Source organism: Paenibacillus sp. MAH-35 (assembly GCF_058135425.1).
This window is the reverse complement of sequence record NZ_JBYUPU010000026.1, coordinates 69,530-92,323: the sequence shown is the minus strand read 5'-3', so window position 1 is coordinate 92,323 and position 22,794 is coordinate 69,530. Positions and strand designations below refer to the sequence as shown.

Annotated in this window: 23 protein-coding genes; 7 read left to right on the top strand and 16 right to left on the bottom strand. The window is 57.9% G+C overall.

All coding sequences use genetic code 11. The features are described 5' to 3' along the window. Positions 1 to 34 precede the first annotated feature (34 nt). The 4 genes from AC3Y2E_RS23385 to AC3Y2E_RS23370 form a co-directional block, all read right to left on the bottom strand. Entirely contained in the window at positions 35 to 838 is an 804-nt protein-coding gene (locus tag AC3Y2E_RS23385) for an SDR family oxidoreductase (protein WP_379214659.1), read from the bottom strand. A gap of 36 nt (positions 839 to 874) precedes the next feature. Beyond that, entirely contained in the window at positions 875 to 1,579 is a 705-nt protein-coding gene (locus AC3Y2E_RS23380; protein WP_379214657.1) for a Cthe_2314 family HEPN domain-containing protein, read from the bottom strand. Positions 1,580 to 1,733: 154 nt separating this feature from the next. Continuing rightward, positions 1,734 to 2,687, bottom strand: coding sequence for a COX15/CtaA family protein (locus AC3Y2E_RS23375; protein ID WP_379214654.1), 954 nt, complete (start codon positions 2,685 to 2,687; stop codon positions 1,734 to 1,736). 344 nt (positions 2,688 to 3,031) lie between these two features. Beyond that, the gene (locus AC3Y2E_RS23370) at positions 3,032 to 3,376 is read right to left on the bottom strand and encodes a thioredoxin family protein (protein ID WP_190932481.1); all 345 of its coding nucleotides are present in this window, start codon (positions 3,374 to 3,376) and stop codon (positions 3,032 to 3,034) included. A 263-nt stretch (positions 3,377 to 3,639) separates the two neighbouring features. On the opposite strand from AC3Y2E_RS23370, the gene AC3Y2E_RS23365 reads away from it, so the two are divergent. The 3 genes from AC3Y2E_RS23365 to AC3Y2E_RS23355 all read left to right on the top strand — a co-directional run bounded on the left by AC3Y2E_RS23365 (position 3,640) and on the right by AC3Y2E_RS23355 (position 4,959). Next, positions 3,640 to 3,840 (top strand): hypothetical protein, encoded by a 201-nt coding sequence (locus tag AC3Y2E_RS23365; protein ID WP_379214652.1) that lies wholly within the window; start codon positions 3,640 to 3,642, stop codon positions 3,838 to 3,840. A 72-nt stretch (positions 3,841 to 3,912) separates the two neighbouring features. After that, the gene (locus tag AC3Y2E_RS23360) at positions 3,913 to 4,752 is read left to right on the top strand and encodes an SPFH domain-containing protein (protein ID WP_379214650.1); all 840 of its coding nucleotides are present in this window, start codon (positions 3,913 to 3,915) and stop codon (positions 4,750 to 4,752) included. 9 nt (positions 4,753 to 4,761) lie between these two features. Next, entirely contained in the window at positions 4,762 to 4,959 is a 198-nt protein-coding gene (locus AC3Y2E_RS23355) for a type II toxin-antitoxin system antitoxin (RefSeq protein ID WP_190932479.1), read from the top strand. Between the two features lie 86 nt (positions 4,960 to 5,045). Here AC3Y2E_RS23355 and AC3Y2E_RS23350 read toward each other — a convergent pair whose 3' ends face one another. From AC3Y2E_RS23350 to AC3Y2E_RS23340, 3 genes are all read right to left on the bottom strand, one after another. Beyond that, on the bottom strand, positions 5,046 to 5,624 hold the full coding sequence (locus AC3Y2E_RS23350; protein ID WP_379214648.1) for an ATP-dependent Clp protease proteolytic subunit: 579 nt from the start codon (positions 5,622 to 5,624) through the stop codon (positions 5,046 to 5,048). A 78-nt stretch (positions 5,625 to 5,702) separates the two neighbouring features. Next, positions 5,703 to 6,053: a hypothetical protein gene (locus tag AC3Y2E_RS23345; RefSeq protein ID WP_379214646.1), complete on the bottom strand. Its 351-nt coding sequence runs from the start codon at positions 6,051 to 6,053 to the stop codon at positions 5,703 to 5,705. After that, entirely contained in the window at positions 6,054 to 6,686 is a 633-nt protein-coding gene (locus tag AC3Y2E_RS23340) for a winged helix-turn-helix domain-containing protein (protein ID WP_379214643.1), read from the bottom strand. 216 nt (positions 6,687 to 6,902) lie between these two features. Here AC3Y2E_RS23340 and AC3Y2E_RS23335 point away from each other — a divergent pair, with 216 nt between their 5' ends. Beyond that, positions 6,903 to 8,186, top strand: a complete 1,284-nt coding sequence (locus tag AC3Y2E_RS23335) for a DUF2515 family protein (RefSeq protein WP_379214641.1) — start codon at positions 6,903 to 6,905, stop codon at positions 8,184 to 8,186. 151 nt (positions 8,187 to 8,337) lie between these two features. Here AC3Y2E_RS23335 and AC3Y2E_RS23330 read toward each other — a convergent pair whose 3' ends face one another. After that, complete coding sequence (locus AC3Y2E_RS23330; RefSeq protein ID WP_379214639.1) at positions 8,338 to 9,963, bottom strand: putative polysaccharide biosynthesis protein; 1,626 nt, start codon at positions 9,961 to 9,963, stop codon at positions 8,338 to 8,340. Positions 9,964 to 10,239: 276 nt separating this feature from the next. Between AC3Y2E_RS23330 and AC3Y2E_RS23325 the strand changes: the two genes are divergently transcribed. Further along, positions 10,240 to 11,313, top strand: coding sequence for a M42 family metallopeptidase (locus tag AC3Y2E_RS23325; protein WP_379214637.1), 1,074 nt, complete (start codon positions 10,240 to 10,242; stop codon positions 11,311 to 11,313). Positions 11,314 to 11,746: 433 nt separating this feature from the next. Here AC3Y2E_RS23325 and AC3Y2E_RS23320 read toward each other — a convergent pair whose 3' ends face one another. The 8 genes from AC3Y2E_RS23320 to AC3Y2E_RS23285 form a co-directional block, all read right to left on the bottom strand. Further along, positions 11,747 to 13,195 carry a Sapep family Mn(2+)-dependent dipeptidase gene (locus AC3Y2E_RS23320; RefSeq protein WP_379214634.1) on the bottom strand — a complete coding sequence of 483 codons (1,449 nt, stop codon included), beginning with the start codon at positions 13,193 to 13,195 and terminating at the stop codon, positions 11,747 to 11,749. 34 nt (positions 13,196 to 13,229) lie between these two features. Continuing rightward, positions 13,230 to 14,021, bottom strand: coding sequence for a phytanoyl-CoA dioxygenase family protein (locus tag AC3Y2E_RS23315; RefSeq protein ID WP_379214632.1), 792 nt, complete (start codon positions 14,019 to 14,021; stop codon positions 13,230 to 13,232). Between the two features lie 384 nt (positions 14,022 to 14,405). Beyond that, entirely contained in the window at positions 14,406 to 15,206 is an 801-nt protein-coding gene (locus tag AC3Y2E_RS23310; RefSeq protein WP_379214630.1) for an SDR family NAD(P)-dependent oxidoreductase, read from the bottom strand. Positions 15,207 to 15,244: 38 nt separating this feature from the next. After that, entirely contained in the window at positions 15,245 to 16,174 is a 930-nt protein-coding gene (locus AC3Y2E_RS23305) for a dihydrodipicolinate synthase family protein (protein WP_379214627.1), read from the bottom strand. Between the two features lie 45 nt (positions 16,175 to 16,219). Continuing rightward, positions 16,220 to 17,323: a succinylglutamate desuccinylase/aspartoacylase family protein gene (locus AC3Y2E_RS23300; RefSeq protein ID WP_379214625.1), complete on the bottom strand. Its 1,104-nt coding sequence runs from the start codon at positions 17,321 to 17,323 to the stop codon at positions 16,220 to 16,222. Positions 17,324 to 17,442: 119 nt separating this feature from the next. Then, complete coding sequence (locus AC3Y2E_RS23295) at positions 17,443 to 18,180, bottom strand: MBL fold metallo-hydrolase (RefSeq protein WP_379214623.1); 738 nt, start codon at positions 18,178 to 18,180, stop codon at positions 17,443 to 17,445. Next, a complete protein-coding gene (locus AC3Y2E_RS23290) occupies positions 18,177 to 19,190 on the bottom strand; it encodes a Gfo/Idh/MocA family protein (RefSeq protein ID WP_379214621.1) in 1,014 nt (337 codons plus the stop codon). Before AC3Y2E_RS23290 ends, AC3Y2E_RS23295 begins: the two co-directional genes overlap by 4 nt. Before the next feature lie 153 nt (positions 19,191 to 19,343). Beyond that, entirely contained in the window at positions 19,344 to 20,552 is a 1,209-nt protein-coding gene (locus AC3Y2E_RS23285) for a threonine synthase (RefSeq protein ID WP_379214619.1), read from the bottom strand. Between the two features lie 345 nt (positions 20,553 to 20,897). Between AC3Y2E_RS23285 and AC3Y2E_RS23280 the strand changes: the two genes are divergently transcribed. After that, positions 20,898 to 21,557 carry a FadR/GntR family transcriptional regulator gene (locus AC3Y2E_RS23280; protein ID WP_379214617.1) on the top strand — a complete coding sequence of 220 codons (660 nt, stop codon included), beginning with the start codon at positions 20,898 to 20,900 and terminating at the stop codon, positions 21,555 to 21,557. 291 nt (positions 21,558 to 21,848) lie between these two features. Beyond that, positions 21,849 to 22,787, top strand: coding sequence for an ArsR/SmtB family transcription factor (locus AC3Y2E_RS23275; protein ID WP_379214614.1), 939 nt, complete (start codon positions 21,849 to 21,851; stop codon positions 22,785 to 22,787). Positions 22,788 to 22,794 lie beyond the last annotated feature (7 nt).

The following is a 22,794-nucleotide window of genomic DNA, read 5'->3' as shown; positions in this document are numbered from 1 at the left end:
TTTCATATCTAGTATTAAACCGAACGGCAGCGTCTCAACCTTGGGAATCTTTGCTCCCTCTTGTCTTCACCTCGGCCAGGCTGCGAATCGGGTCGAAGCCTCCGGAAACTTCCATAATGTTGCCGGTCAGAAAATCGGATTGCGGCATGCACAAAAAAGTGATGACTCGTGCTACATCTTCGCCGCTTCCTTGCCGGATGCCGGGAAACTCCTCATCGTGCAGATGGATCACCTCGTCGATCCCTTTTTCCTTATTCGCCCCCCGAATATCTCCCGGACATACCATATTGACGGTAATGCCGTATTCCGCCTGCTCGGCCGCAAGCGTTTTCGTAAACGAAACGAGCCCGACCTTGGCCGCGGCATACACGGCCCGGTGAGGCCAGCCCCGGGCTTCCGCCGCCAGACCGAAGCCGAAATGGATAATGCGTCCCCACCGGTTACGCCTCATATGCGGAAGCACGCAATGATCGAGCTCCATAACGCCAAGCAGATTGCCGCGCATCATATAGTCAATCTCGTCGAGGGAATAAGCATCGAACGTACGCCGCTCCCGCACGAACGGACCTGCATTGTTGACCAGAATATCGATCGGTCCTAACGTTTCCGCAACCGCTTCCGTCATCCGGGTATTGTCTTCACGTACCGCTACGTCCGCGCGCACCGCCATAGCCCGTACCCCTTTGGCCTCCAGCCGTGCGACCAGCTCGAACGCCTCGCGTTCGCTGTTCATATAGCTGACCGCCACATCGCAGCCGAGATCGGCAAGGGCGAGCGCCGTCCGTTTGCCGAGTCCCTTCGCGCTTCCCGTAACGAGCGCGATTTTTCCGTGAAGCATGGGAGCTTCCTCCTTTTCTTCATCGTTCAACCGCGTTTACGTTTTTTTGCGATGATGCACATAGGTGAAAACGGTCGATAATGTCCGGCATACCATCTCCAACCCCTGCTCCAGATCGTTCAGGTTGGCATCCAGATCTTCTATGTAGGTCCGGTCCGCCCGGCACAAATCGACATGAAGCAAATCGTCGAGCATCTCGGTATTGACCAGATGGATCTCCATGTTGCGTTTTTGGCGAAGCCGGGCGAGCGGCTCCTTGTACTGCTCTTTAATGTCATATAGCAGCCCTTCCAGGCCGGGTTCCGCATTGCGGTGTTTCATCTGGCGAAGAACGGTGAAGTACGAGAACTTATGCTTGACGCGTTCGGATTTGAGCCGCAGCAGATCGTTCAGGAAATAGCCGAGCTTGTCGAGAATCGAGAACAGGCGGATAAATCCGTTCTTGTAGAAATAAACGTGGCGCCGGTAATCGGCTCGTTCCTCCGGCGACATATTCTCTTCCTGATCGTGCGTCACCTCTGCGCGAAACTTGGAAGCGCAGTATACGCTCTGCTCCAGCTCGTCCAGGGCGTTCGTGAGTCCACGGGCCCACAGCTCGTAACGCGTATATTTGCCGCACTGCGGAGTCTGCTCGTCAATCAGCTCCGTAAGCAGCTTGCGGTATCGGGTAATGGCGCGGACGGCTTCAAGAAGAGACCCGGAATCGGTACGCTTGGGCTCTTCAAACCAAGCTCGGAACAATAAGAGTCACCGCCTCGAGTAAAGTATGAAAACGTGCCGGAGCTGCGGAAACTCCCTTTTGATGCGGGCAGCAGTCACCCGCCGGGATCGCCGGCGGCCAGCGTTTTAGTGTTGACCCTATACCGTTCGCTTATACGTCCGGCTCCTGCGAAGCTTACCCTTTCTTGTAAGATCGCCAAGCCAGCACACTCATATAGCATAACACGCCGAACAAACCCGATACGAGCACGACGTGAATTAACGCCGTCAGCAAATACCAGTCGCTTGCGAGCGTCCAGACGACCGATGCGCCGCTGAAAATTTGCAGCACGGTCAGCAGCAGCGCCCAGCGCGCAGAAGAGCGCAGCAGCTTCGAAGCGTTGCCTTGGCTGCCCGACTTATACGTGATATATGCGATGAGGATCAGCAGCAGCACGGCCGCTACCCGGTGGGCAAAGGCGATGCCGGTCGCCCCTTCGAGCGAGGGTACGACTTGACCGTTGCACAGCGGCCAGCCGAGACAGCCGCCGACCGATTCCGTATGCCGGACGAAAGCTCCGATGTACACGACTACGTAGCTGTAAATCGTCGTAGCCCAGATCAGCTTGATCATGTTGCGCGTCATAACGGGGGCATGCACGTCTTCGCTCCCGGTCTGCCCCTTGCCTGACGCTCCCCTGCTCCCTGACGGAACGTAAGCGCCGGTCCGGATGCCGATCACCAGAAGCAGCGAAGCGGAAAAGGCGACGAGCGAAAATCCGAAGTGTAGCGCCATCACCGCATCCGACTGCGGAAATACGACCGCCAGCGCTCCGAGAATCGCTTGCAGGATCGTAAAAAACAAAGTGCTGTAAGCGAACAGCTGCGCTTCCCGGCTGTGCCGGAGCTTCATGAAGGTCGCTATCGCCGCGCCCAGCACGAGCAACCCTACCGCCGCACTGACGAACCGGTGGCTGTACTCGATCATCGACTCGATCGTATAAGCCGGAACGAACTTGCCATTGCACAGAGGCCAATCGGTTCCGCAGCCTTCTCCCGACTCCGTCTTCGTAACGAGAGCTCCCATAAACAGAACGAGCCCCATCCCAATGGCGGAACCCATCGACAGCCATCTCAAATGTTTACCCATGGATGCACACCTACTTTATGTTCAATCGCGTTCCGAGAAAGTCGAAAATTGCGTCAAGTCCAATTATAGCGATTCTAACTCCGCAAATCCATTTCGGAAATGTGAACATCCTCCCTGCTCGGCCGATTTTCGCCGTTTAGCCATATCTGCATCGAGCATCCGGGCGGCCGGTGTCCCGATACGTCCGGAAAAACAGCAAAAGCCTTCCCCTCCGGGAAAGGCTTTCCGTGTATATTTCGTATGTTCTTCGGCGGGCGGGCAGAACTGATCGGAATCGCGGAAGCGGAAGCGGAAAACATCCCGACTTCGCTCCCGGGCCTCAATCGAACAGCCTCACGCTCCGGTTACTTCGCAGCGGCTTGAGCCGCTTCTACGACTTGGTCGAGAAACTGCTCGATTTCCTCGCGCGTTTTGCGGAGCTTGCTTACGAAGCGGCCGAGCTCTTCGCTTCGGCTAAAGCCGATAAAGCTCGGAATGCCGAGAATATTGTATGTCTCGCACAGATCCGGAAGCTCGTCGCGGTCAATCTGAACAAACGTCAGCTTGTCTGCGTACGCCTTCTCTACATCGGGCATAAACGGATCGATATAATGGCAATCCTTGCACCAGGTCGTTTTAAAAACCGCAACGGTCGGTTTCTCTTGAGCGATCGCATCGTAAAACGCCTGCTCCGTTCTGATCGGTTCCATGTCGTGCACCTCCGGTCCGACCGGTTATGGGGTCGGTTTTACAGCTTGTTATAGCACGATGAGTCGGCAATGTCAATGTGTCTGCACGTGACCACCGGCACCGGGCTGTATACCGGTCCGCCGGAAGGCGCCCGTACATCCGCCCGTTATCCGGCTGCTCCTTCCTTCTGGTTGAAAATGCGTGAAATCATTATTTTACAATTAATGTTAAATATGATATCATACAAATATCAAAATAAGATCATAATCGAGGAGTGAAGAGTATGAACGAGGGAAACAAATGGCAGATTAACGGATATATCGTTCTTTTGCTGATTACAGTGCTTGCGGCGGCAGCCGTCTATATGCTGTTCCGGTACTGGAAGCTCCGGAGTTCCGGAGACGTGCGGCATCGTTACAGAGCGGCGGAACCGTTCGGAAAGGGCGATTACTTCCACCCTGGGCAGGCTGGCGGAAGAAAATAACGTTTTACATTTTATTGAAAAAGTGATATCATAAAAATATCAAAAGAACATCACTTCCAAGGAGAGATGCACATGACAGAGAGAAAAACATGGCACGTTAACGGATACTTCGGACTTTTGTTCATTGCGTTGCTGGTCGCACTAACCATCTACTCTTTCGTACAGGAGCGATTTGTGCTCGGAGTGCTGTTGGCCGTAGCCGCCTTCCTGTTGATGACCTCCATCACGGTCATTCAGCCTAATCAGTCGAATGTAGTTACATTCTTCGGCAAATATTTGGGGACGGTGCGCAAGGACGGCATATGGATCGTCGTTCCGTTCAGCAGCCGGAAAAAGTTGTCGCTGCGGGTTCGCAACTTCAACAGCGCCAAGCTGAAAGTGAACGATATCGACGGCAATCCGATCGAGATCGCCGCCGTCGTCGTCTTCCGGGTAATCGATACGGCCAAAGCGATGTTCGATGTCGACAATTACGAGCAGTTCGTGGAGATTCAGAGCGAGACCGCCCTGCGCCATGTAGCCAGCAAATATCCTTATGACAATCTGGACGGAGGCGGGTATTCGCTGCGCGGTAATACGGAGGAAGTGGCGGCCGAGCTCGCCAAGGAGCTGCAAAGCCGGTTGTCGGTAGCGGGAGTCGAAGTAATCGAGGCTCGCCTGACCCATCTGGCGTATTCGACCGAGATTGCCAGCGCGATGCTGCAGCGCCAGCAGGCGGCGGCGATCATCTCGGCCCGCGAGAAAATCGTGGAAGGCGCGGTCGGAATGGTACAGATGGCGATTGCCCAATTGGAGCGCAACGGGTTGGCGCTCGACGAAGAACGGAAAGCGGCTATGGTTAACAATCTGATGGTGGCGATCGTATCCGACCGCGGCGCCCAGCCGGTTGTCAACTCCGGCTCGCTCTACTGACGGTGCGTCATGTCTGCCAAAAAAAGCTTTCCCCTCCGCATCGACCCGAAGCTGTACGAAATATTGGAGCGGTGGGCCGCTGACGAATTCCGCAGCGTAAACTCGCATCTTGAGTATTTGCTGCGCGATGCCGCCAGCAAAGCCGGACGACTGCCGGGAGGCCGTTATCCGCCGCCGGAATCGCCGCCTTCTTCAGACACAAACTAACAAGCGCAGCCTTCGGGCTGCGCTTGTTAGTTTGTACATGCCGAATCCGAATCGGAGTCTGGTCGTGTCCAGCCTCATCACGGGCATTACCTGACGATTTTATCGATCAGCCCGTAAGCGAGCGCTTCCTCCGCGGTAAAAAACTTGTCGCGGTCCGTATCCCGTTCGATCGTCTCGATCGACTGCCCGGTTCTCTCCGCCAGGATGCCGTTCGTGAGCGCGCGCGTGCGCAGCATCCAGTCCGTGCGGATTTTAATATCCGTCGTCTGGCCTTGCGTGCCTCCCCACGGCTGATGGATCATCACCTCGGCGTTAGGCAGCGCCGCCCTTTTCCCTTTGGCCCCGCCGACCAAAATAATCGAGCCCGCCGAAGCGGCCATCCCGACGCAAATCGTAGCGACATCCGGCTTGATGTACAGCATCGTATCGTAAATCGCCATACAAGCCGTCGTCGACCCGCCCGGCGAATTGATGTACAGGCTGATATCCTTCTCCGGATCGTCCGCCGCCAGGAACAACAGCTGCGCCACAATCGCATTGGCCATCTGATCGTTAAACTCCGTGCCTATAAATACGATGCGATCCTTGAGCAAGCGCGAATAAATATCGTAGGATCGTTCCCCCCGGCTGCTCTGTTCGATGACCATCGGCAAATATAAAGACATGTGAACACCTCCGTTATTGACCTTGAATTTCGTTTCGCTGCAAACCCCAGCCTGGCATTTCAACTGCCGACTGCCGCCTTATGCCGCCATACGTACCGTACCGCCGTCCGGCTTGACCGTTCTCGTCCAAAATCCGGCGCCTACGTACGTTACGGTCCCCGCTGGCTTCGCTTCCCCCGCTTGCCCCGGCAAAGCCGTCGTCACGACTGTCGGCTCGAGCGCCGGCTCTGCTTTGGCTCCTCTCGGGGGCAGGCTAACGGCAGACTCCGAAGCACGCCCTGAAGATCCGGTTGTAACAAGCAAACGTATTTCCGTAACAGACGACTGCTCCCCGCGTACACCGCGCTCCGACTTCCGGGGCGATCTCTTCCGGCTGCCCCGCGCTGTGCTGATCGCGGCATTCCGTTCGCCAGCTTGCTTCCAGTCCATTTAATCCTCTCCCTCGCCAATAGTCGGGTATACAGCTACAAGCACCTGATACGTCTCTTCTAGAGCGGGAGCATCCGCAGCTGCAGATGAGCTTCCCTCAGGCACCGCAGCACCATACTTCTCCGTCAGCCGCCGAACCGCTTCCAGATATTCTTGTACGAACGATTGTCTCGCTTCCTCGCCAGCCAGACGGACCGTCGCCGACAGCGAAGCGCTGTGCACCGTCTCTCCCGCTTCCGTCTTCTCCATCAGCTTGACGGCGTCCCGCTTCAGCTTGTCGGACGTCCCGATCAGATGGGATAACGAAGCGTCCTCTTTCATCCGTCTGGCCGCTGAGGGTTCAAGTCCAAGCGCATCCGACAGTACGAAGGTTTTGGCGATCGCCTGATACAGCACCTCGACCAGGTTGCGGACTTGCCGGGTTCCCGTCTTGCGTACAAGCCCGACCTTCTCGAGCGCTTTCAAATGGTAATTGATCCGCTGCGGCGTCTCTCCCATCGCCCGGCCGACCTCGGCTGCGGAGACAGGGGTTCGCATATGGCTGACGATCTGTCCCCGGAGCGGGTTCAGCAGAACGACCGCCTGCTCGGGGTTTACCACCGTATATGTTTCTGCAAGCTCGATTGCATCCAAAATTACTCACCACACAATACAAATTGTTTACGTAAAAATATATTATTACGTTACGTTTCATTTGTCAATAACACTCCGCACTTCATCTGCAGACCGGAGGATCGGATTGAACCGCCGCCAGCTATGGATGACGGAATCTGCGCGTTCCGTCCGAATGGGAGATCATTCCGGTCCATATACTGAACGTATACGAACCCACTTGGAGGAGGATCGCGAATGAACCGTACCGGCACTCCGTCCCGGCTGGAGGAGTTTCTCCGCCGCATCAAGTCCATTCCCGGGGGATTGGCCGCTTACTGGAGCGGCAAGCTATCGGGCTGGCTTCAATCGGAGAAGCTGGCCGAAGAAGCGTCCGCGCTGCCCATCGCCCGGGACGAGATCCGCAGATTGCGCAAGTCTGTGCTGCACGGGCAGACCGCCTTCTCCGCCCCGCAGGCGCAAACGCCGGATGAACAGTCGCTGGTCGCCTCCATCCGCGAAGAGACAGAGCGCTTCAACCGCAACAACTTAACGAGAACGACGGCGTACTGGAACGTTTTCAATCGTACTCCCGAGCTGCACTGGGCTTTTTTGGCCCATATGGTTTCCCGCAACGGAGGCTGGACGATGACTGATCTGAAGGGCGGGCTGCTCCCACGGCTGCTGTCGGGCAAAAGGGCGGAAGCGATTTTTGCGCTGCTGGAGCGGGCCAACGGGTTGATTTTTCAGGATGCGTATCCTCAGCTTCGGCTGTATGAAGCTTCCGTCCAACGCAAACAGCCTTTATTCCATTTGCTTCCCGAATTCGATGTTTCGGCTTTTATGAGGCCGGTATGGGAGCAGTTCTGGGCCGAACGCAATTCCGCTCTGCTTACCGTCGCCCTGATCGTAAATGAACAACACTATATCGAAGGCCGCGTCGTGCAGGACGACTATTTTCGCCGAACCGTTCTGGATACGCCCGCCTTTCAAGCCCAATCGCTGCTGCAAATGAACATGATCGTGTTCCCCTACTTGGCCGAAGGGAACCCCGCCGCCCTCTGTCCGGATACCGCCTACCGGCTCGCGGGACTTGTAATCGAGGACTTTACGGACCTTCGCGAACGGATCGCTTTCGGCAAAAAGCTATACGCGATTCTTTTCGCCGTTCCCGGCATAACCCGCGGCGCCCGCGACTTCGCCGCCGGCAAACCGCACAGCGGCTCCCGGGCGGACTACTGGCCGCATCTGTTCGCTCCGGTCCGCAGACACGCGCCGGCCGCCGTCTACACGGCCAAGCTGGAAGGAGGCCTATTGAAGACGGGTGCCGAACCGTTTTACAGCCCGAAGCTGGAATACGTGTGGCCAGACGTTCCTTTTCAGGCCGTCGATCGTTACGACTGGCACGACTCCTGCAAAGACGCCTTCGTCTGGTTCGAATCGCCGCATCCTCCGGCATCCTTCGAGATCACGAACGAATACACCTTTTCCCTGAACAAGCTGGAGCTGGCCGTCCTGGCCGGGGAGCTGCTGTTTGAATAAGCGCGGCGAACGGAACAAGACAAAAAAAGAGACCCGCAAGCAACGGGCCGCGGGTCTACCAAATCTATATATCAAAAAGGGGGTCGACTTTTATTATAGGCGCTTATCATTAAGGGAAGATGAATTTCATATTTCATTTTTATTACAAATATCATCCGTTGGACGGTTTAGGGTTTTTCACGAATTTGCGCAATACTTTTTGCAGCGGTCCGGGGAAACGGGCGGCATCCTCAGCGGTTACCACCTTGGTTAGCGCCAGCAGCACCGCGTAAGCCGCCAGAACGACGACGCCTACGATCGCTCCGCCTACCATCGCGCTCATCCGGTATCCGAAAGGCTGGACATACGCATGGACCAGTTGCTCCAGCCCGAAGCCCGCTGCCACTACGATCAGGGTCGTCAGCAGCAGACCGTACCATTTCCGTCCGAGAATCGTATAATCGACATGTCTGCGCAATACGACGAGGTTCAACTGGGTCATCACGATGAAACATAACGCCGTAGCCGTGATGATTCCGTATATGCCGAATACCGGGGCGAGCAGGTAGCTGCACGCCAGCTTGACGACGATGCCGATCCCGACATGGACGATAAGCGGCCGCATCTGCCCGATGCCCATCAGCACGGCGCCGGATGTCTGCATGACGATCTGGAAGATCGCGCTTGCGGTCAGCAGTATAATAATCCCGGTTCCTTCATCGTTGCCGAACATGAAGATGTTGATCGGACGCGCCGCCGCACAGATCGCCAGCACGAGCGGAAGCCCGGTCAGCACGGAAATGTACAGCGCTTTGGACGCCTGGGCGTTCACAGTCGTTTGCTCTTTTTTGGCGAAAGCCGCCGAGATGACCGGGACCGTCGACTGGCTGAGCGCGATCGCCAGAATGATCGGGATGCCCGCTAAAGACTGGGCTCGTCCGCCCAGTACGCCGAGCGCGTCTTTCGCCGCTTCGTAGGCCAGATCCGGCTGCAGCAGCCCGATCGTGATCGTCGAATCGATTGCGTTAATGAGCGGAACGGCCAGCGAGAACAGCACGATCGGCACCGACAGCTTGAATATTCGCGCATAAATGTCGCCGTAGCCGAGCGGAGCGGCCGACGGGGTGCGGTTGCCCACTTCCCCGCTCTTGCGGTCTTCGCCTCTCAGCTTCATCGCATAATACAGCATGACCAGTACGGCTCCGACGCTTCCGGCTACGCCGCCGAACGAAGCGCCGGCAACGGCCCATACGTGGCCCCAGCCGATCTGCAGCATCAGGAAGGCAAGACCGATCGCCGCAGCAAGACGGACGATCTGCTCGACGATTTGCGATAATCCGTTCGGCGCCATCCGCTGCCGTCCCTGGAAGTACCCGCGCATAATCGCAATCAGCGGAAACAGCAGCAGCGCCGGCGCCAGCGCGCGGATCGCCAGCGAGGCGTCGGGGTCTTTGGCCATATGCTGCGCATAATAAGGAGCGGCGGCGAACAGCAGCACGGTCATCACGGCGCCCGCTACGAGCGCGAATAAGATAGCGGCGCGGTATATGCGCCCGGCCTCTTCGTATTGCCCCAGCGCGGTCCGCTCGGATACCAGCTTGCTGAGCGCGCTCGGGATGCCGGCCGTCGCAACGACAAGCAGCATCATGTAAATGTTGAAGGCGATCGAATACGTCGCCATCCCGGCATCGTCCAGCAAATAAACGAGCGGAATGCGCTGCACGGCTCCAAGCACCCGGGCGACCAATGCCGCGACCGCCAAAATAATCGTACCTTTAATAAGCGAATCTTTGGACAAAGAACTCTTACCTTCTTCCGTATCATAATGAAAAAAGACAACGGAATCATTATACACCGATTCGGATGCAATCTCACCCGTCGCTGCGGAAAACATCGCTTCGCTCCGGTGTTTGGCTGGTGTTGACACCGGCATCGGCAACGTTTATGGTTGGGGGTAGACAGGATGCGCAGACGAGATGATGGGCGGCGGATACGATGCCGGTCGTACGAATCGGCAACAGCCAATAGCCGGCCGCCTTAGCATGACCATACGAAAAGAAGCAGGTGGGATTCAATGGAACGGGATACATTGGAACTGTTTAAAACGTTAACCGAGCTGCCGGGTGCTCCCGGCTTCGAAGACGAGGTGCGCCGGTTTCTTCGTTCTCAGCTGGAACCGATCACGAACGAAATTGTGACCGACGGACTGGGCAGTTTATTCGGCGTTATGCGCGGCGATCCGGACGGACCGGTCGTTATGGTGAGCGGCCATATGGACGAGGTCGGCTTTATCGTAACGGCGATCCAGGATAACGGCATGATCCGTTTTCAGCCGCTCGGAGGCTGGTGGAATCAGGTCGTTCTGGCGCAGCGCGTACATATTTGTGCGAAAAATGGGCCGGTTACGGGCGTAGTCGGGTCGATCCCCCGCCACTTTCTCAGCGAAGCCGACCGGAGCCGGCCGGTCGATTTCCCGGCGATGTTTATCGACGTCGGCGCGGATAACCGGGAACAAGTGCTCGCGATGGGCATTCGGCCGGGACTGCCGATCGTCCCGATTTGCCCGTTCACCCCGCTCGGCGACGGGAAGAAGCTGCTCGCCAAAGCGTGGGACAACCGTTTCGGCGTAGGACTGGCCATCGAGCTGGCCCGGGAGCTGCTAGGCAAGCGGCATCCGAACGTGCTGTATACGGGTGCTACCGTGCAGGAAGAAGTGGGCATGCGGGGAGCCCAAACCGCGGTGAATCTCATCAAGCCGGATATCAGCTACGTGCTGGAGGCCGGACCGGCCAGCGACGTCAGCGGGGATAAGCTGGCGTTTGGACAGCTTGGACGCGGAGCGGCCGTACGCATTCTGGACAGCGCGATCGTCACGAACCGGACGCTCGTCGAGTTTATTATCGATACGGCCGAGACGAACCGGATTCCTTACCAGTACTACATCTCGCCCGGAGCGACCGATGCGGGCAAAATCCATCTGAGCGGCACCGGGGTCCCCGCCGCCGTAGTCGGCGTCGCCGCGCGTTATATCCATACGGCGGCCACGATGATTCATACGGACGATTACGACGCGGCCAAGGAGCTGATCGTCAAGCTGGTGCAGGCGACGGACCGCACTACGGTCGATACGATCACCGCTTTTGCCTAGGACCGGCCTCGCCTGTCCAGGAGTACAAGGCGGCGGGTCTGGTGGTTCAAGCATCTACTATGTCTATTACGTCTAGCACATCGAGCTCGCTCAGTCGTGTCCGGCATGTTCAGCACTCCCGACACGCCCAGTCGCGTCCAACATCTCTACCGCGTCGGCACCATAGAAGCGGTTTGTACCTCTTATTTGTCAGTCTGCATCCTGCTGCCGGGAGATAAGAGCGATTTGTACCTCCTATTCGGGTCGTTTTGGCGAAATGACGGCCGCAGTTGGCGCGACGGCGCGAATATCGGCCACTCCCAACGGTTTGCTATACCTCTGGAGTTGGCTTCTTTTAAAAGAACCGCCAAAAGACCGCAGGCGTTCCGGAATCTACTTTCCGGATGCCTTGCGGTCTTATCGTTTTTACAGCTGGCTCTACATGCCGCTTCCCTTACTCCTGAGCGATCTCGTACAACCCCTGGTAACAAATATCGGCGTGACGCATCAGGTCCTCGATGACGACGAACTCGTCGGCCGCATGGATATTGTTATTCACCCCGCCGCGCAGTCCGGCGCCGAACGCCACTCCGTTATTGCGCAGCTTGCGGGCGTATGTGCCGGCACCCATGCGCAGCAGCTCCGCCTTTTCGCCGGTTACCCGTTCGTAGGCGCGGCTCAAGCGGCGGATCACCTCATGATCCGGGTTCACATAGACCGGATGCAGATGGCGGATGACATCGGTCTCCAGTCCGTAAGAACCGGCCAGCTCCGTAACCGTCTCGATCACACGCTCGCCGCTGTGGGTTACCGGGTAACGGATGCTCACTACCGTCACAACCCGGTCCTCCTCGGTCGTCACCTGCTTCACATATACGACGAGCTTGCCCGACACGTCGTCCTCGCAGGAGATGCCCAGCGACGCACCGTTGGATTCCAGCCCGATCCGCTCCTGCAAAAAGCGCAACAGGCCGTCCATATTCGTCCTGCAATTCGCCGTGCGCATGGCCGCCATCAGGTTCACGACGGCATTCGCCGTCCCGGTTTCGGCTTCCTGAACCGGCTGACTTCCGGATTGAATCCGAAGCCGGTCGCCCCCTTCCCCATCCCATGCCGCCATTATGTTCGCCATGCCGGAGACGGCTTCCCGAATCCGGCCAAGCTCCTTCCGGCCTTCCTCGTCCTCAGCGCCAAGCACAATACCGCTTTCCTTCGGAATAAGCGCGATGGGAATGCCGCCGCTAAAAGAGAGCACGGCCACCCGGCTTCCCGCAGCCAGATCGACCTCGGTACGCATCCACCGGAAAGCGACGAGCATGTTGCCCAGCTCCACGTTGTAGATCGGATACCCGGCGTCCGGGGCGAAGGCAAGGCTTGGCAGCGGCTCCTTGGCAAAATAATAATCCAGGTCCTTCATCCCGCTCTCCTCGTTCGTTCCGAAAATAACCCGGACCCGTTTGCGGGGCACATATCCGGAATCTTTCAGCGCCTTCAGCGCGTACAGAGCGACCACAGCAGGCCCTTTATCGTCCGCGGCCCCGCGCCCGTATATGCGCCCGTCCGCGACCGTGCCTCCGAACGGGTCGTAGTTCCAGCCGTCCCCCTCGTGGACCGTATCCAGGTGAACCAGGACGGCCGCAATCTCTTCCCCCGCGCCGTATTCCGCGTGACCGGCGTAGCCGTCGGTATGGCTGACCGCAAATCCCATCGATTCGGCCAGCTTCAGCATATAGTCGAGCGCGCGCCAGTTCCCCTCGCCGAACGGCTTGCCCGGCAGCTCCGGCTCCTTGACGCTGCGGATTCGGATCAGCTCGCACGTATGCCGGACAATGTCATCCTTATACCGGCTCATGGGGCCGGTATAAACGGGGACGGGCACACTCCCGTTCGTATCATTCATCATCGGTTTCCTCCGTGAAAGTAGTCGGTTGTCGATCCTATTTGGCCAGCACCGGGAACAAGCGGCCGCGAATCGGCTGATCCGCCGTCAGCGCCTCGCCGTTCGTGACCGGATGGCTTTTGCCGCTGTAGGTCGTGCCGTCCGGCATATAAATAATCGCCAAAACGCGGCGGGGTGCCTCGGTCTGGTTCGAATGCGCGTAATGAAACGTCAGGCCGTCATGGAACGTGCAGCTTCCGGCTTTCATCCGGACGATGACCGGCTGTTTCGCGGCAATCTCGGGATCTTCCACGTATTCGTTGATATCCTGCGGATTGATGAAATCGATTCCTTTCAGCTTGCCGGCTTTTTGCGAGCCGGGGACGAACATCATGCAGCCGTTGCGCTCATCCACATCGTCCAAAGTAATCCAGATCGACAGCGAGCCTTTCTCGTTCATCGGCCAATATGGCATATCCTGATGCCACGGCGTCGGCTTGGAATCGCCCGGCATTTTGTACAGCGCATGATCGTGGAACAGCCGGATCGCGGACGCCCCCGTCAGTTGCTTGGCCAGCCCGGCAAAGCGCGGATGGAGCACGTATTTGGCCATACCGCCGTGATCGCGCCACGTGTTCACCTTCTGGTTCAAGACGCGGTAATACGCTCCGCCTTCCTTGTCCGTAGAAAACGAATTGTCTTGATCGGCCTGCATCGCTTCCCCCAAATACTCGCGCAATTCTTCAAGCTCCTCTGCGTTCAGCACGCCGTCCACCTGGACAAAGCCGTTCTCCCTGTAGAAACGGATCTGTTCGTCCGTCAGTATCGTCTGTTCCATCGCTGTACTCATATGACGTCTCCCCTTCGAAAGGAATGGATTCTGTGTGGTTACGACTTTATTGTAAGGGGAGAGCCAGTATACGGACTTGGTCGATTTCACGCAAAATAGGGTGTATCCGATTCGCATCGGTCACCCTGGGTATAGGCAGTTGCGCATGAAAAAGCACACCCCCGTGCACGTTTTCGTTCCTTCCCGTTGGACGGGAAATGATCTCCGCCGTGTTCCGGCAAAAATTAGATATGTTCCGCTGTTGCACGAATGAAAATTGACGTCCATCCCGTTCCAAACAACTCCGGAGCTCTCCCATTCGAAACGTCTCGATGGGATCTGGCCTTCGGACTATAGCCATGGAGAATAATCAGCCCCACTTGCATAGAAGCTTTGGCTGGCTCCCTACCAGCTGCTCCAGCCTCCGTCTACAATCAAATTGTGGCCGGTCACATAGCGGGACGCATCGGAAGCGAGGTAGACGATAGCCCCTTTAATGTCCGTATCGTTCGCCATTCTCCCGAGCGGCGTACGTTCGATGTAGCTTCGCACGAATTCCTCCGCCCGAATCTCGCGATCCGTGCCTACCGGATTGTAGCCGCCCGGACTGATGCAGTTGACGCGGATGCCGTATTTTCCGTAATAGTTGGCCAGCCACTTCGTCATCCCGACCATCCCCCACTTTGCATACGTATACTCGATTCCGCTCGTCATGCCGGTTTCTCCGTATACCGGAAAATGGGGTCCCAGAACGCCCTGGATGGACGCGATGTTAATGATCGTTCCGCCGCCCTGATCCCTCATCCGGGCAACGACCGCTTTGGTCAGCAGCATCAGCCCGAGCCCGTTCACGCGCTGCGCTTCCGTCCAGCCCTCGGAGGTCGTCTGCTCGATATCGGCGAGACCGGTCCGGGACACCGAATTGTTGATCAGAATGTCGATCCGCCCGTGCCGGTCCGCCGTCTCCGCCGTGAAGGAGCCGATGCTGATCTCGTCGGCCATATCAAGCCGCATTCCCTCCGCGCGATACCCCCGCCCGCGAAGCTTGGCCGCTTCCTCCTCGCACCGCTCCCTGCTTCGGGAAGCGATCAGCACAGTCGCCCCCGCCTCGCAGAGCGCTTCCGAGATGGAGGCGCCGTACAGACCGGCTCCCCCGGTTACGACGGCTACTTTACCGCTTAATCCGAACATGCTCATTACGTCCATTTCCCATCGCCCCTTAAATGGCTGTTTCGCCGTTTCGATTATCCCTGGAGCTGGAGCTTTCCGCACTCGCCCACAGCTTGCATAATCCGGTTATACAGCTCGTCGAGCTGCCGTTCGTGCTCGCCGATCACCTGCTCGAGCGGAGCTCTCACCCCGCCGCAATCGATGCCGCGCCGCTTGATAAGCTCCTTGAGCGCTCCGTAAATCGGCAGCTCCAGCATCCGGGTAATGATCTCGTTGATCCGGACCTGCAGCGACAAAGCTTCCTCCAGCTTCCCGGCCCGGATCTGGCGCTCCAGCGCGACGAACAGCTCGGGCATCACCCCGTAGGTGCCGCCGATTCCGGCGTTTGCGCCCATCATTCTGCCGGCCAGATATTGTTCGTCTGGACCGTTGAATACGACGAACCGATCGCCGCCGATCGCCTTAAATTGCTGAAGCTCGTAGGTGGAGGACGTCGTAATTTTCACGCCGATTACTTTCGGGTTTTGCTTCATTTCTTGCAGTACAGAAGCGCTTAAGTGGAATCCGGTCGTCGACGGAATATGATAAATGATAAACGGTAGCTCCGTGCTGTCGATCATCGCGTTCCAATGCTGCTTGACGGCCTTGTCGCTCACCCGGTAATAAAACGGGGCTACCGACGACAAAGCGTCCGCTCCAGTCTGCTCGGCATGACGTGCCAGCTCCACGCTGTCCCTCGTATTCGCCGCTCCGATATGGGCGATGACGACCGCTTGGCCGCGCGCCTCCTCCATCACCGCTTCGAGCATCCGCTTGCGCTCCTCCACGCTTTGGATCAGCCCTTCTCCCGTACTGCCGCCTACATATAGACCGCTTACCCCTTTATCGAGCAGAAAACGGGTCAGCTTTTTCGCCGCCGAAGGATTCACTTCGCCGAACTCGTCGTAGCAGGAATTCATCGCTACAAATACGCCTTCATATTTCGTCAGATCATAGGTGGACATGGATTTTAACCTCCTAAAATGAACGGGCTGCCCGCCCTCCGTCGTTTACTGCGGCAAAACCGGCGGTTCCGTCTCGGCAAGCATAAAAAGAGGATCGCCCGCCCGTACCGGCGGACTTCCCGCCAGCATAACCACCATCCCGCCGCGCGTTGCCCTTACCTCCTGCAGCTCCCGGCCGTCTAGCCGGCATACGGCCCCGATTTTGTCCCCCGTGCGGACAATTGTATTTAATGATACGGCGGGTATAAAAAATCCGTCCGCTTCAGCTGTCTCGGAGCCGTCAAAATTGCCGTCCCCGTAAATCCGCATTGGCGGGCACCGTCCGGCCTCTTTCGCTCCGGTATGAGCCGGCACTTGGAGTTGAACCGCCTGTTCCGCGTGCGCCCCGGCTTGATCTCCGGTTTTGCCCGTTTCGTCCGTTTCGTCAACCGACTCTCCAAGCATCCTCAGATGCCGCATCAGCCGGTACGCGCCGGCGTAAAACAGTTCCGCATCCTCGCGCCGGATTCGCCGTCCGCCGTAAGCTTCCGTGTACAGCCACGGCACGCCCAGCGACAGCGCCGACGACACGCTCCTTCCGGGAGCGATGTCCGTATGCGCCCACAGCAGCTCCGCGCCGAACGCCTCGGCCGCCGCCCGGCTGCGCCTGCCGGTCTCCGACGCTTCGTTCTCGTAATAGCCGACGAGCGTGGATACGGCGTAATGCGCTCCTCCGCTGTGCAGATCGAGCAGGAAGTCGGCCTGTGCAATAAAGCGGTGATGCAAATGGTAAGCAAGCCGCTCCGTCGGAGTGCCGTGCGGATTGCCGGGAAAAGCCCGCGCCATATTGACGCCGTCCTCCGGCGTGATCCGCGTGCCTCCCCGGTACGCAAGCAGATTGGCGGCAGGAATCATAATGACCGACCCGACAAGGCGTTCCGGTCGTAAGCTGCGGTATAACCGCAGCACCGTCTCCACGCCCTCGTATTCGTCTCCGTGAACGGCAGCCAGCACGAGCAGAACCGGCCCCGCCTCCGCTCCGTCCACTTGCAGCACCGGGAGCGCCAGCGGCTCGTCCAAGCCGATGTCTACCATACATTCCAGGTAACGCTTCTCCCCCCGGCAAACCGCCTTCGCTTCATAGTGCTGAAGCTCCATCCGAATCGTCATCGGTCTTATCCCCTCTTCTGCGTTCATTCGTAATTTTGAGGCACAGCTGCCAGCGCAACGTAACTTCCTTTTGCGGCGCTCCGCACCGAGGGACTCCGGCCGACGCTTCACACGCCGCCTCATACGATGCTTTGCGGCGCCACCCCTTCCCGGAACCGCCTGTGCGCAGCTGCGACATCCTCACCCCCGCGCTCGGTGACGGCATAGCCGTGGCCCGGAAACAGCTGCTCGACCTCGAGCTTGCTCAGCCCGGTTATCGTCTGCCTGTACGCGTCCATCGAGAAATCCGGCGTCCGGATCACCGCCAGCTTGCCTCCGGCAAAGACGGCATCCGCCGAGAACAGCGCCTTCAGCTCCGGGCAATAATAACAAACCATATCGAAGCTGTGCCCGGACGCCGCTATGACCTGCAAAGACAGATCGCCTGCGGTTATCTTGTCGCCTGCCGCCACAGTCCGGTCAATCCGGCAAGGCTGGAGCCGGTACCACGGCGGATACGTCCCGCTTGCTCTCGCCTCCGCAAGCGACGTGCGGACCTCGTCGCCGAGCTCCACCATGCGGGCGGTCTTCTCCGCGGCGACGACCTCAACGCCAAGCCGTTCGCGGATCGCCCTCGCGCCGCCTGCATGATCCGCGTGAGCGTGCGTCAGCAGCAGCCGCGTGACGCGCTCCGGAGCAATCCCGTCCTCCTCAAGCCTGCGCAGCAGCAGCTCCGGCTCGATCCCCGAGCCGGCGTCGATCAGGGCGTATCCGCCGCTGCCGCAGTCGAGCGCATAAACGTTACAGTCGTAATGGCTGCTTAGTCCGTATCCGAGTCCTCCGCCTCCTACCACCCGCACACGCCCGGTCAGCTTCATAAGGGATTCGCTGCCGGCGTCAGCCGTACCGGACGGCCTTCCCGGGCGGACTGTCGGACAGCGTCCGCTACGCGAACCGCCTTCCAGGCGTCCGACGGGCGGAGAATGTCGGACGGGCGTCCCAGACGCACGCACTGCGCAAAATGCTCTAGTTCCCGGGCAAGCGGCCCTTCCACCCGGCCGTGCACCTCGCATCCGGTCAGCAGCGCCGGCTGTTCGGCCGACGAGCTGCCGATATAATCGATCCCGCGTTCCGGATCGCGGATAATGAGACTGCCGAGCTCTCCCGTAATCTCGGTCCGCACGTCCGCAGGGGAAGCCGCCCCGTCCGGCAGCAGCCAGTTGTTCTCCAATATGCCGATCCCGCCTCGCGCGAACTTCAGCATCGCCCAGATCAGATCTTCCGTAGGATGACCGGATGCCGAACGGATGGCCGTTACCTCGATAACGTCATCCTCGAACAGCCAGTGCATCAGATCGATATCGTGTATACCGAGTATGAATACGGGAGAAATCCGGTTATAGATGGAGAAATATTTTTTGCCGTTGTTCCGCTTGGCGTAAATCGAGCGAATCGGTCCTGTCTCGCCCCGCAGGATGCGGGATTTGGCCTCGGTATATCTGGCATCGAAGCGAAGCACGTGTCCCGTCATTAAAATCCGGCCATACTGCCTGGCGGCCCGAATCATCGCCTCCGCCTCCTCCGGCGCGGAAGCGAGCGGCTTCTCTACAAAGACGTGCGCCCCGGACCGGATCGCATGCAAGACCGGCTCGGCGTGCAAATGTTCGGGCGTCAGCACATCGACTGCATCCGGAGATTCCCTGTCGATCAGCTCTTTCCAGTCCGTATAGCAGCGGGCTTCGGGAAACATCGCCCGAAACGGGCCGAACGTCTCCGGATTGCGGTCGCATACCGCAACGACTTCAATGTGTTCCATTTGCGACCAGATCCGGGCATGCGCCAGGGCGAACCGGCCCAGCCCGACGATCGCTAACCGTATGGCTCCCATTTTGATCCCATCCTTCTTTAATCCTCTCATGATCCTAACAAAGTCAGAGCTGCTCCCTTGTCTGGAACCCGGTTGGAGCAACCGCCAAAACTCATGATCAACTCACCATATAAGTTCAGGCATACGCCAGGTTACTCCGACTCGTCCGGCAGGTCATATGTCCAAGCGCTCCACCTCGAGCATCGGTACATGCTTGTGCGCGACCATGTTGAGCAGCCGGTTGCCGTCCTTAAACCCGACGCCGGTAATAACGCAGACGGCCCGTTCGTCCGGAAGTCCGCCCTGTTCGCGGCACCGGCGGATCAGTCCGGCCAGCGAAACCGCTGCGGCCGGTTCGCCGAAAATCCCCTCTTCCTCGGCCAGCAGCCGTTGAGCTTCCCAGATCTCCTCATCCTCCACCGCCAGAGCGGAGCCGTCTCCGCGCGCCATAATGTCTAGGGCGATCGTACCGTCGGGCGGATTCGGCACCTGCAGACCGGATATGAGCGACGTCGAAGGTCCCGGGGCCGGTGTGCGCCCGCCTGCCTCATACGCTCTGACGATATTCGAGCAGCCCGCCGATTGGACGGCGGTCATGTGAGGTTTGACCGGAATCGCTCCGAGGGCGTGCAGTTCCTCGAACCCTTTCCAGATTCCGACGTACAGACCGGCTCCTCCTGCAGGGGCGTATACGCGGGTCGGCGGTGCTTGGAGCTGCTCGGCCAGCTCGAAGGATATCGTCTTTACTCCTTCCATCGCGTACGTATTGTAGCGGAACGCCGTAATCATCACTTCCCAATCGTTCAGCCGCGCCGCTTCGAAAATACGGCCGAACACTTTGTCGCCGACTTCCGGGTCCGTTCCGAACCGTATGACTTTGCGAACGTCCGCTCCATACGCGAGCACTTGCGCCAGCTTCGCTTCCGCCATATGCTCCAGCACGAACAAGTGGTACGGGATGCCCGCCCCCGCCGCATAAGCGGCAACGGCCGCCCCCGCATTGCCCGACGTCGTGCCGATGCAGGCCGAACGCCCTCCCGCCAGCGCCCGTGATACGCCTATAGCCGCTATGCGGTCTTTATACGATCCGGTAGGATTGCCTCCCTCCAGCTTGAAATAAAGCTCGCCCACCTTCAGCCGTTTCGCCAGTCTGCGGCTAGGTACGAGCGGAGTCGCTCCTTCGCCCAAGTAAAGCCGGCAAGCCTCCGGAACATCCGGCAGCAGCCGATGGTATTTCCACAACCCGGGCTGTCCGTCGTCTTTCCAAGGTCCTATAACCCCCTCATATTGCAGCATCAAAATACCGCCGCAATCAGGGCATGCATACAGCCGCATATCCGTTGTCGTACGGCCGCATTCCCAGCAGCAAGCTGTCTTCATCATCGGCTCCTCCACCTTGCATAAATATATTATGGTTAGACCATATATAATTCTTTGCAGCCTTTTAAGCGATAGGCCCGCTCGTACGCAAAATCGCGACCGATCAGCTTCCCCTATACAGCAACTTTAACCATCCGAAACTACAAATAGTCGATGGTTGGACCATCTTACATTCACTTACTACTATAGGGGGTTCGCTTTACCGGTGTCAACAGATTTTATCGTTAATGAATGACGGATTCCGCTGAAGCCGCTTCATTGACAAGTTATTCGAAAACGAATACGATGTCTATAAAATCGTGGTCTGACCAGATTCCCTAACCTAATCATGGAAAAGGAGTTAACCGGATGAAACCGATCGAAACAGCGGAGCGCTATACGCTCAGTAAACTAGTGGTCCACAAACTAAAACAATATATCGTCGAGCATAACATCGCCCCCGGAGACAAGCTGCCCGCCGAACGGGAGCTGTCGCAGACGATGAAAGTAAGCCGCGCCATCCTCAGGGAAGCGCTGCGTTCGCTGGAAAGCGCGGGAATTCTCGAAATTCGCCATGGCGAAGGCGCGTTCATCTCGGCCAACAGTCTTAGTCCGCTTCTGGAACAGCTGTCGTTCGCCGCACAGCTGAACCGGAAAGGCGGCCGGGAGCTGCTCGAAATCCGCTACCTGCTGGAGGCGTCCGCGGTTGATGCCGTGCTGGAGCAGGGCAGAAACATTCCGTTTGCAGAGCTGGAACGTCTAAACGAAGAGTGGGCCTCAAGCGCCGGCTCCGAATCCCGGCAAACCGAGGCGGACGTGAATCTTCATCTTGCCGTCGTGCAACCTCTGCTCAACAGCTCCTTCACTTCGTTAGCCGAGCTGTTCATCCGGCAAGCGGCCGCCTCCACGGGGACAGACCGGTCGCACGCTGCCGCCTCCTATGAGCAACATTCGCGGTATATCCGTCTCCTGCGGGAAGGCAAGGCACTCGAAGCGAAAGCGGTATTGCGCGAGCATCTCGGGCTCTGATAGACATCGCTCCTACGACATCACAGGCTCTGATGCACGTCGCTTCTAACGCGTAATCCCGGGCTCTGATAGACATCGCTCTTACGAACATCCCGGGCTCTGATGCACATCGTTCCTAGCGCGTATCCCGAGCTCGGATAGACGACGCTCCCACCCACATCCCGGGCACGCGGTAATTTGCCGGTTAAGGCGGACGTTTCTCTATTGACTCTGTATGTAAAGCGAGTTATATTTTTATTGAACATTAACAACTTTTATTGAACCAATCGCATCGAAAGGATCTTATCCCCCATGTCCCGTGTTCTAAAAGTATCGGTTGACGAATTTATCGAAATCGCCAAAGCGTTATCGAACGAATCCCGGCTGGACATCTTTAAGCAAATTCAGAAGGCCGACATGAACGTCAACGAAATCGCCGACATGTTCGGTCTCCCTTCCTCCACGGCAACCGTAAATATCAAGAAGCTGGAAGAGGCGAATCTGATCAAAACCGAACTGATGCCCGGCGTTCGCGGCTTTCAGAAAGTTTGCTCGTCGCAGTTCGATCAGCTCGTCGTAGAGCTGAAGCCGGGAGGCTCGCCCGTCGAGGAAGCGGCCCGATACGTCCACATGCCGATCGGCCTGTACTCCGAATGCGAGGTGCGCCCGACGTGCGGACTCGTCAGCGACAAAAGCATTATCGGCTATCTGGACGATCCCCGCAGCTTTTATGAGCCGGACAAGGCCGGAGCTCAGCTGCTCTGGTTCCGGCAAGGATATGTTCAATACCAGATTCCGAATAAAGTGCCCTACGACGCCCGGCTGACCGGACTCGAGATTTCCATGGAGCTGTGCTCGGAAGCTCCCTTGTACAATGCAAACTGGCCTTCCGACATCACCGTATCGATCAACGGCGTCGAACTCGGCACTTATTTAAGTCCGGGTGACTTCGGCGGCGAGCCCGGGCTTCTGAACCCGCCATGGTGGGATTTGAGAAATACGCAGTACGGTTTGCTAAAAAAGTGGAAGGTCGATGAGAACGGAAGCTATATCGACGGCCGGCGTTTATCCGACGTAACCGTAGACCAGCTCGGCATTCACGACAGCCCCGCCTTTGCGCTGCGGATCGGCGTCAAGCCGGATGCCGCCAACATCGGCGGATTGAACCTGTTCGGCAGCAAATTCGGCAACTACGAACAGGATCTGCTCGTCCGGTTCGATTACAAACCGCACAAATCCGGACACTCGTAAGGAAAAG

What these genes read in the sequence shown, in the direction of transcription:
- AC3Y2E_RS23365 (WP_379214652.1), top strand. Translation starts at nt 3,640, where the DNA reads ATGAACGAGGGAAACAAATGGCAGATTAACGGATATATCGTTCTTTTG.
- AC3Y2E_RS23335 (WP_379214641.1), top strand. Translation starts at nt 6,903, where the DNA reads ATGAACCGTACCGGCACTCCGTCCCGGCTGGAGGAGTTTCTCCGCCGC.
- AC3Y2E_RS23295 (WP_379214623.1), bottom strand. Translation starts at nt 18,180, where the DNA reads ATGAAGCTGACCGGGCGTGTGCGGGTGGTAGGAGGCGGAGGACTCGGA.
- AC3Y2E_RS23325 (WP_379214637.1), top strand. Translation starts at nt 10,240, where the DNA reads ATGGAACGGGATACATTGGAACTGTTTAAAACGTTAACCGAGCTGCCG.
- AC3Y2E_RS23275 (WP_379214614.1), top strand. Translation starts at nt 21,849, where the DNA reads ATGTCCCGTGTTCTAAAAGTATCGGTTGACGAATTTATCGAAATCGCC.
- AC3Y2E_RS23385 (WP_379214659.1), bottom strand. Translation starts at nt 838, where the DNA reads ATGCTTCACGGAAAAATCGCGCTCGTTACGGGAAGCGCGAAGGGACTC.
- AC3Y2E_RS23350 (WP_379214648.1), bottom strand. Translation starts at nt 5,624, where the DNA reads ATGTCTTTATATTTGCCGATGGTCATCGAACAGAGCAGCCGGGGGGAA.
- AC3Y2E_RS23345 (WP_379214646.1), bottom strand. Translation starts at nt 6,053, where the DNA reads ATGGACTGGAAGCAAGCTGGCGAACGGAATGCCGCGATCAGCACAGCG.
- AC3Y2E_RS23305 (WP_379214627.1), bottom strand. Translation starts at nt 16,174, where the DNA reads ATGTCCACCTATGATCTGACGAAATATGAAGGCGTATTTGTAGCGATG.
- AC3Y2E_RS23280 (WP_379214617.1), top strand. Translation starts at nt 20,898, where the DNA reads ATGAAACCGATCGAAACAGCGGAGCGCTATACGCTCAGTAAACTAGTG.
- AC3Y2E_RS23355 (WP_190932479.1), top strand. Translation starts at nt 4,762, where the DNA reads ATGTCTGCCAAAAAAAGCTTTCCCCTCCGCATCGACCCGAAGCTGTAC.
- AC3Y2E_RS23360 (WP_379214650.1), top strand. Translation starts at nt 3,913, where the DNA reads ATGACAGAGAGAAAAACATGGCACGTTAACGGATACTTCGGACTTTTG.
- AC3Y2E_RS23370 (WP_190932481.1), bottom strand. Translation starts at nt 3,376, where the DNA reads ATGGAACCGATCAGAACGGAGCAGGCGTTTTACGATGCGATCGCTCAA.
- AC3Y2E_RS23375 (WP_379214654.1), bottom strand. Translation starts at nt 2,687, where the DNA reads ATGGGTAAACATTTGAGATGGCTGTCGATGGGTTCCGCCATTGGGATG.
- AC3Y2E_RS23315 (WP_379214632.1), bottom strand. Translation starts at nt 14,021, where the DNA reads ATGAGTACAGCGATGGAACAGACGATACTGACGGACGAACAGATCCGT.
- AC3Y2E_RS23310 (WP_379214630.1), bottom strand. Translation starts at nt 15,206, where the DNA reads ATGGACGTAATGAGCATGTTCGGATTAAGCGGTAAAGTAGCCGTCGTA.
- AC3Y2E_RS23290 (WP_379214621.1), bottom strand. Translation starts at nt 19,190, where the DNA reads ATGGGAGCCATACGGTTAGCGATCGTCGGGCTGGGCCGGTTCGCCCTG.
- AC3Y2E_RS23300 (WP_379214625.1), bottom strand. Translation starts at nt 17,323, where the DNA reads ATGACGATTCGGATGGAGCTTCAGCACTATGAAGCGAAGGCGGTTTGC.
- AC3Y2E_RS23285 (WP_379214619.1), bottom strand. Translation starts at nt 20,552, where the DNA reads ATGATGAAGACAGCTTGCTGCTGGGAATGCGGCCGTACGACAACGGAT.
- AC3Y2E_RS23320 (WP_379214634.1), bottom strand. Translation starts at nt 13,195, where the DNA reads ATGATGAATGATACGAACGGGAGTGTGCCCGTCCCCGTTTATACCGGC.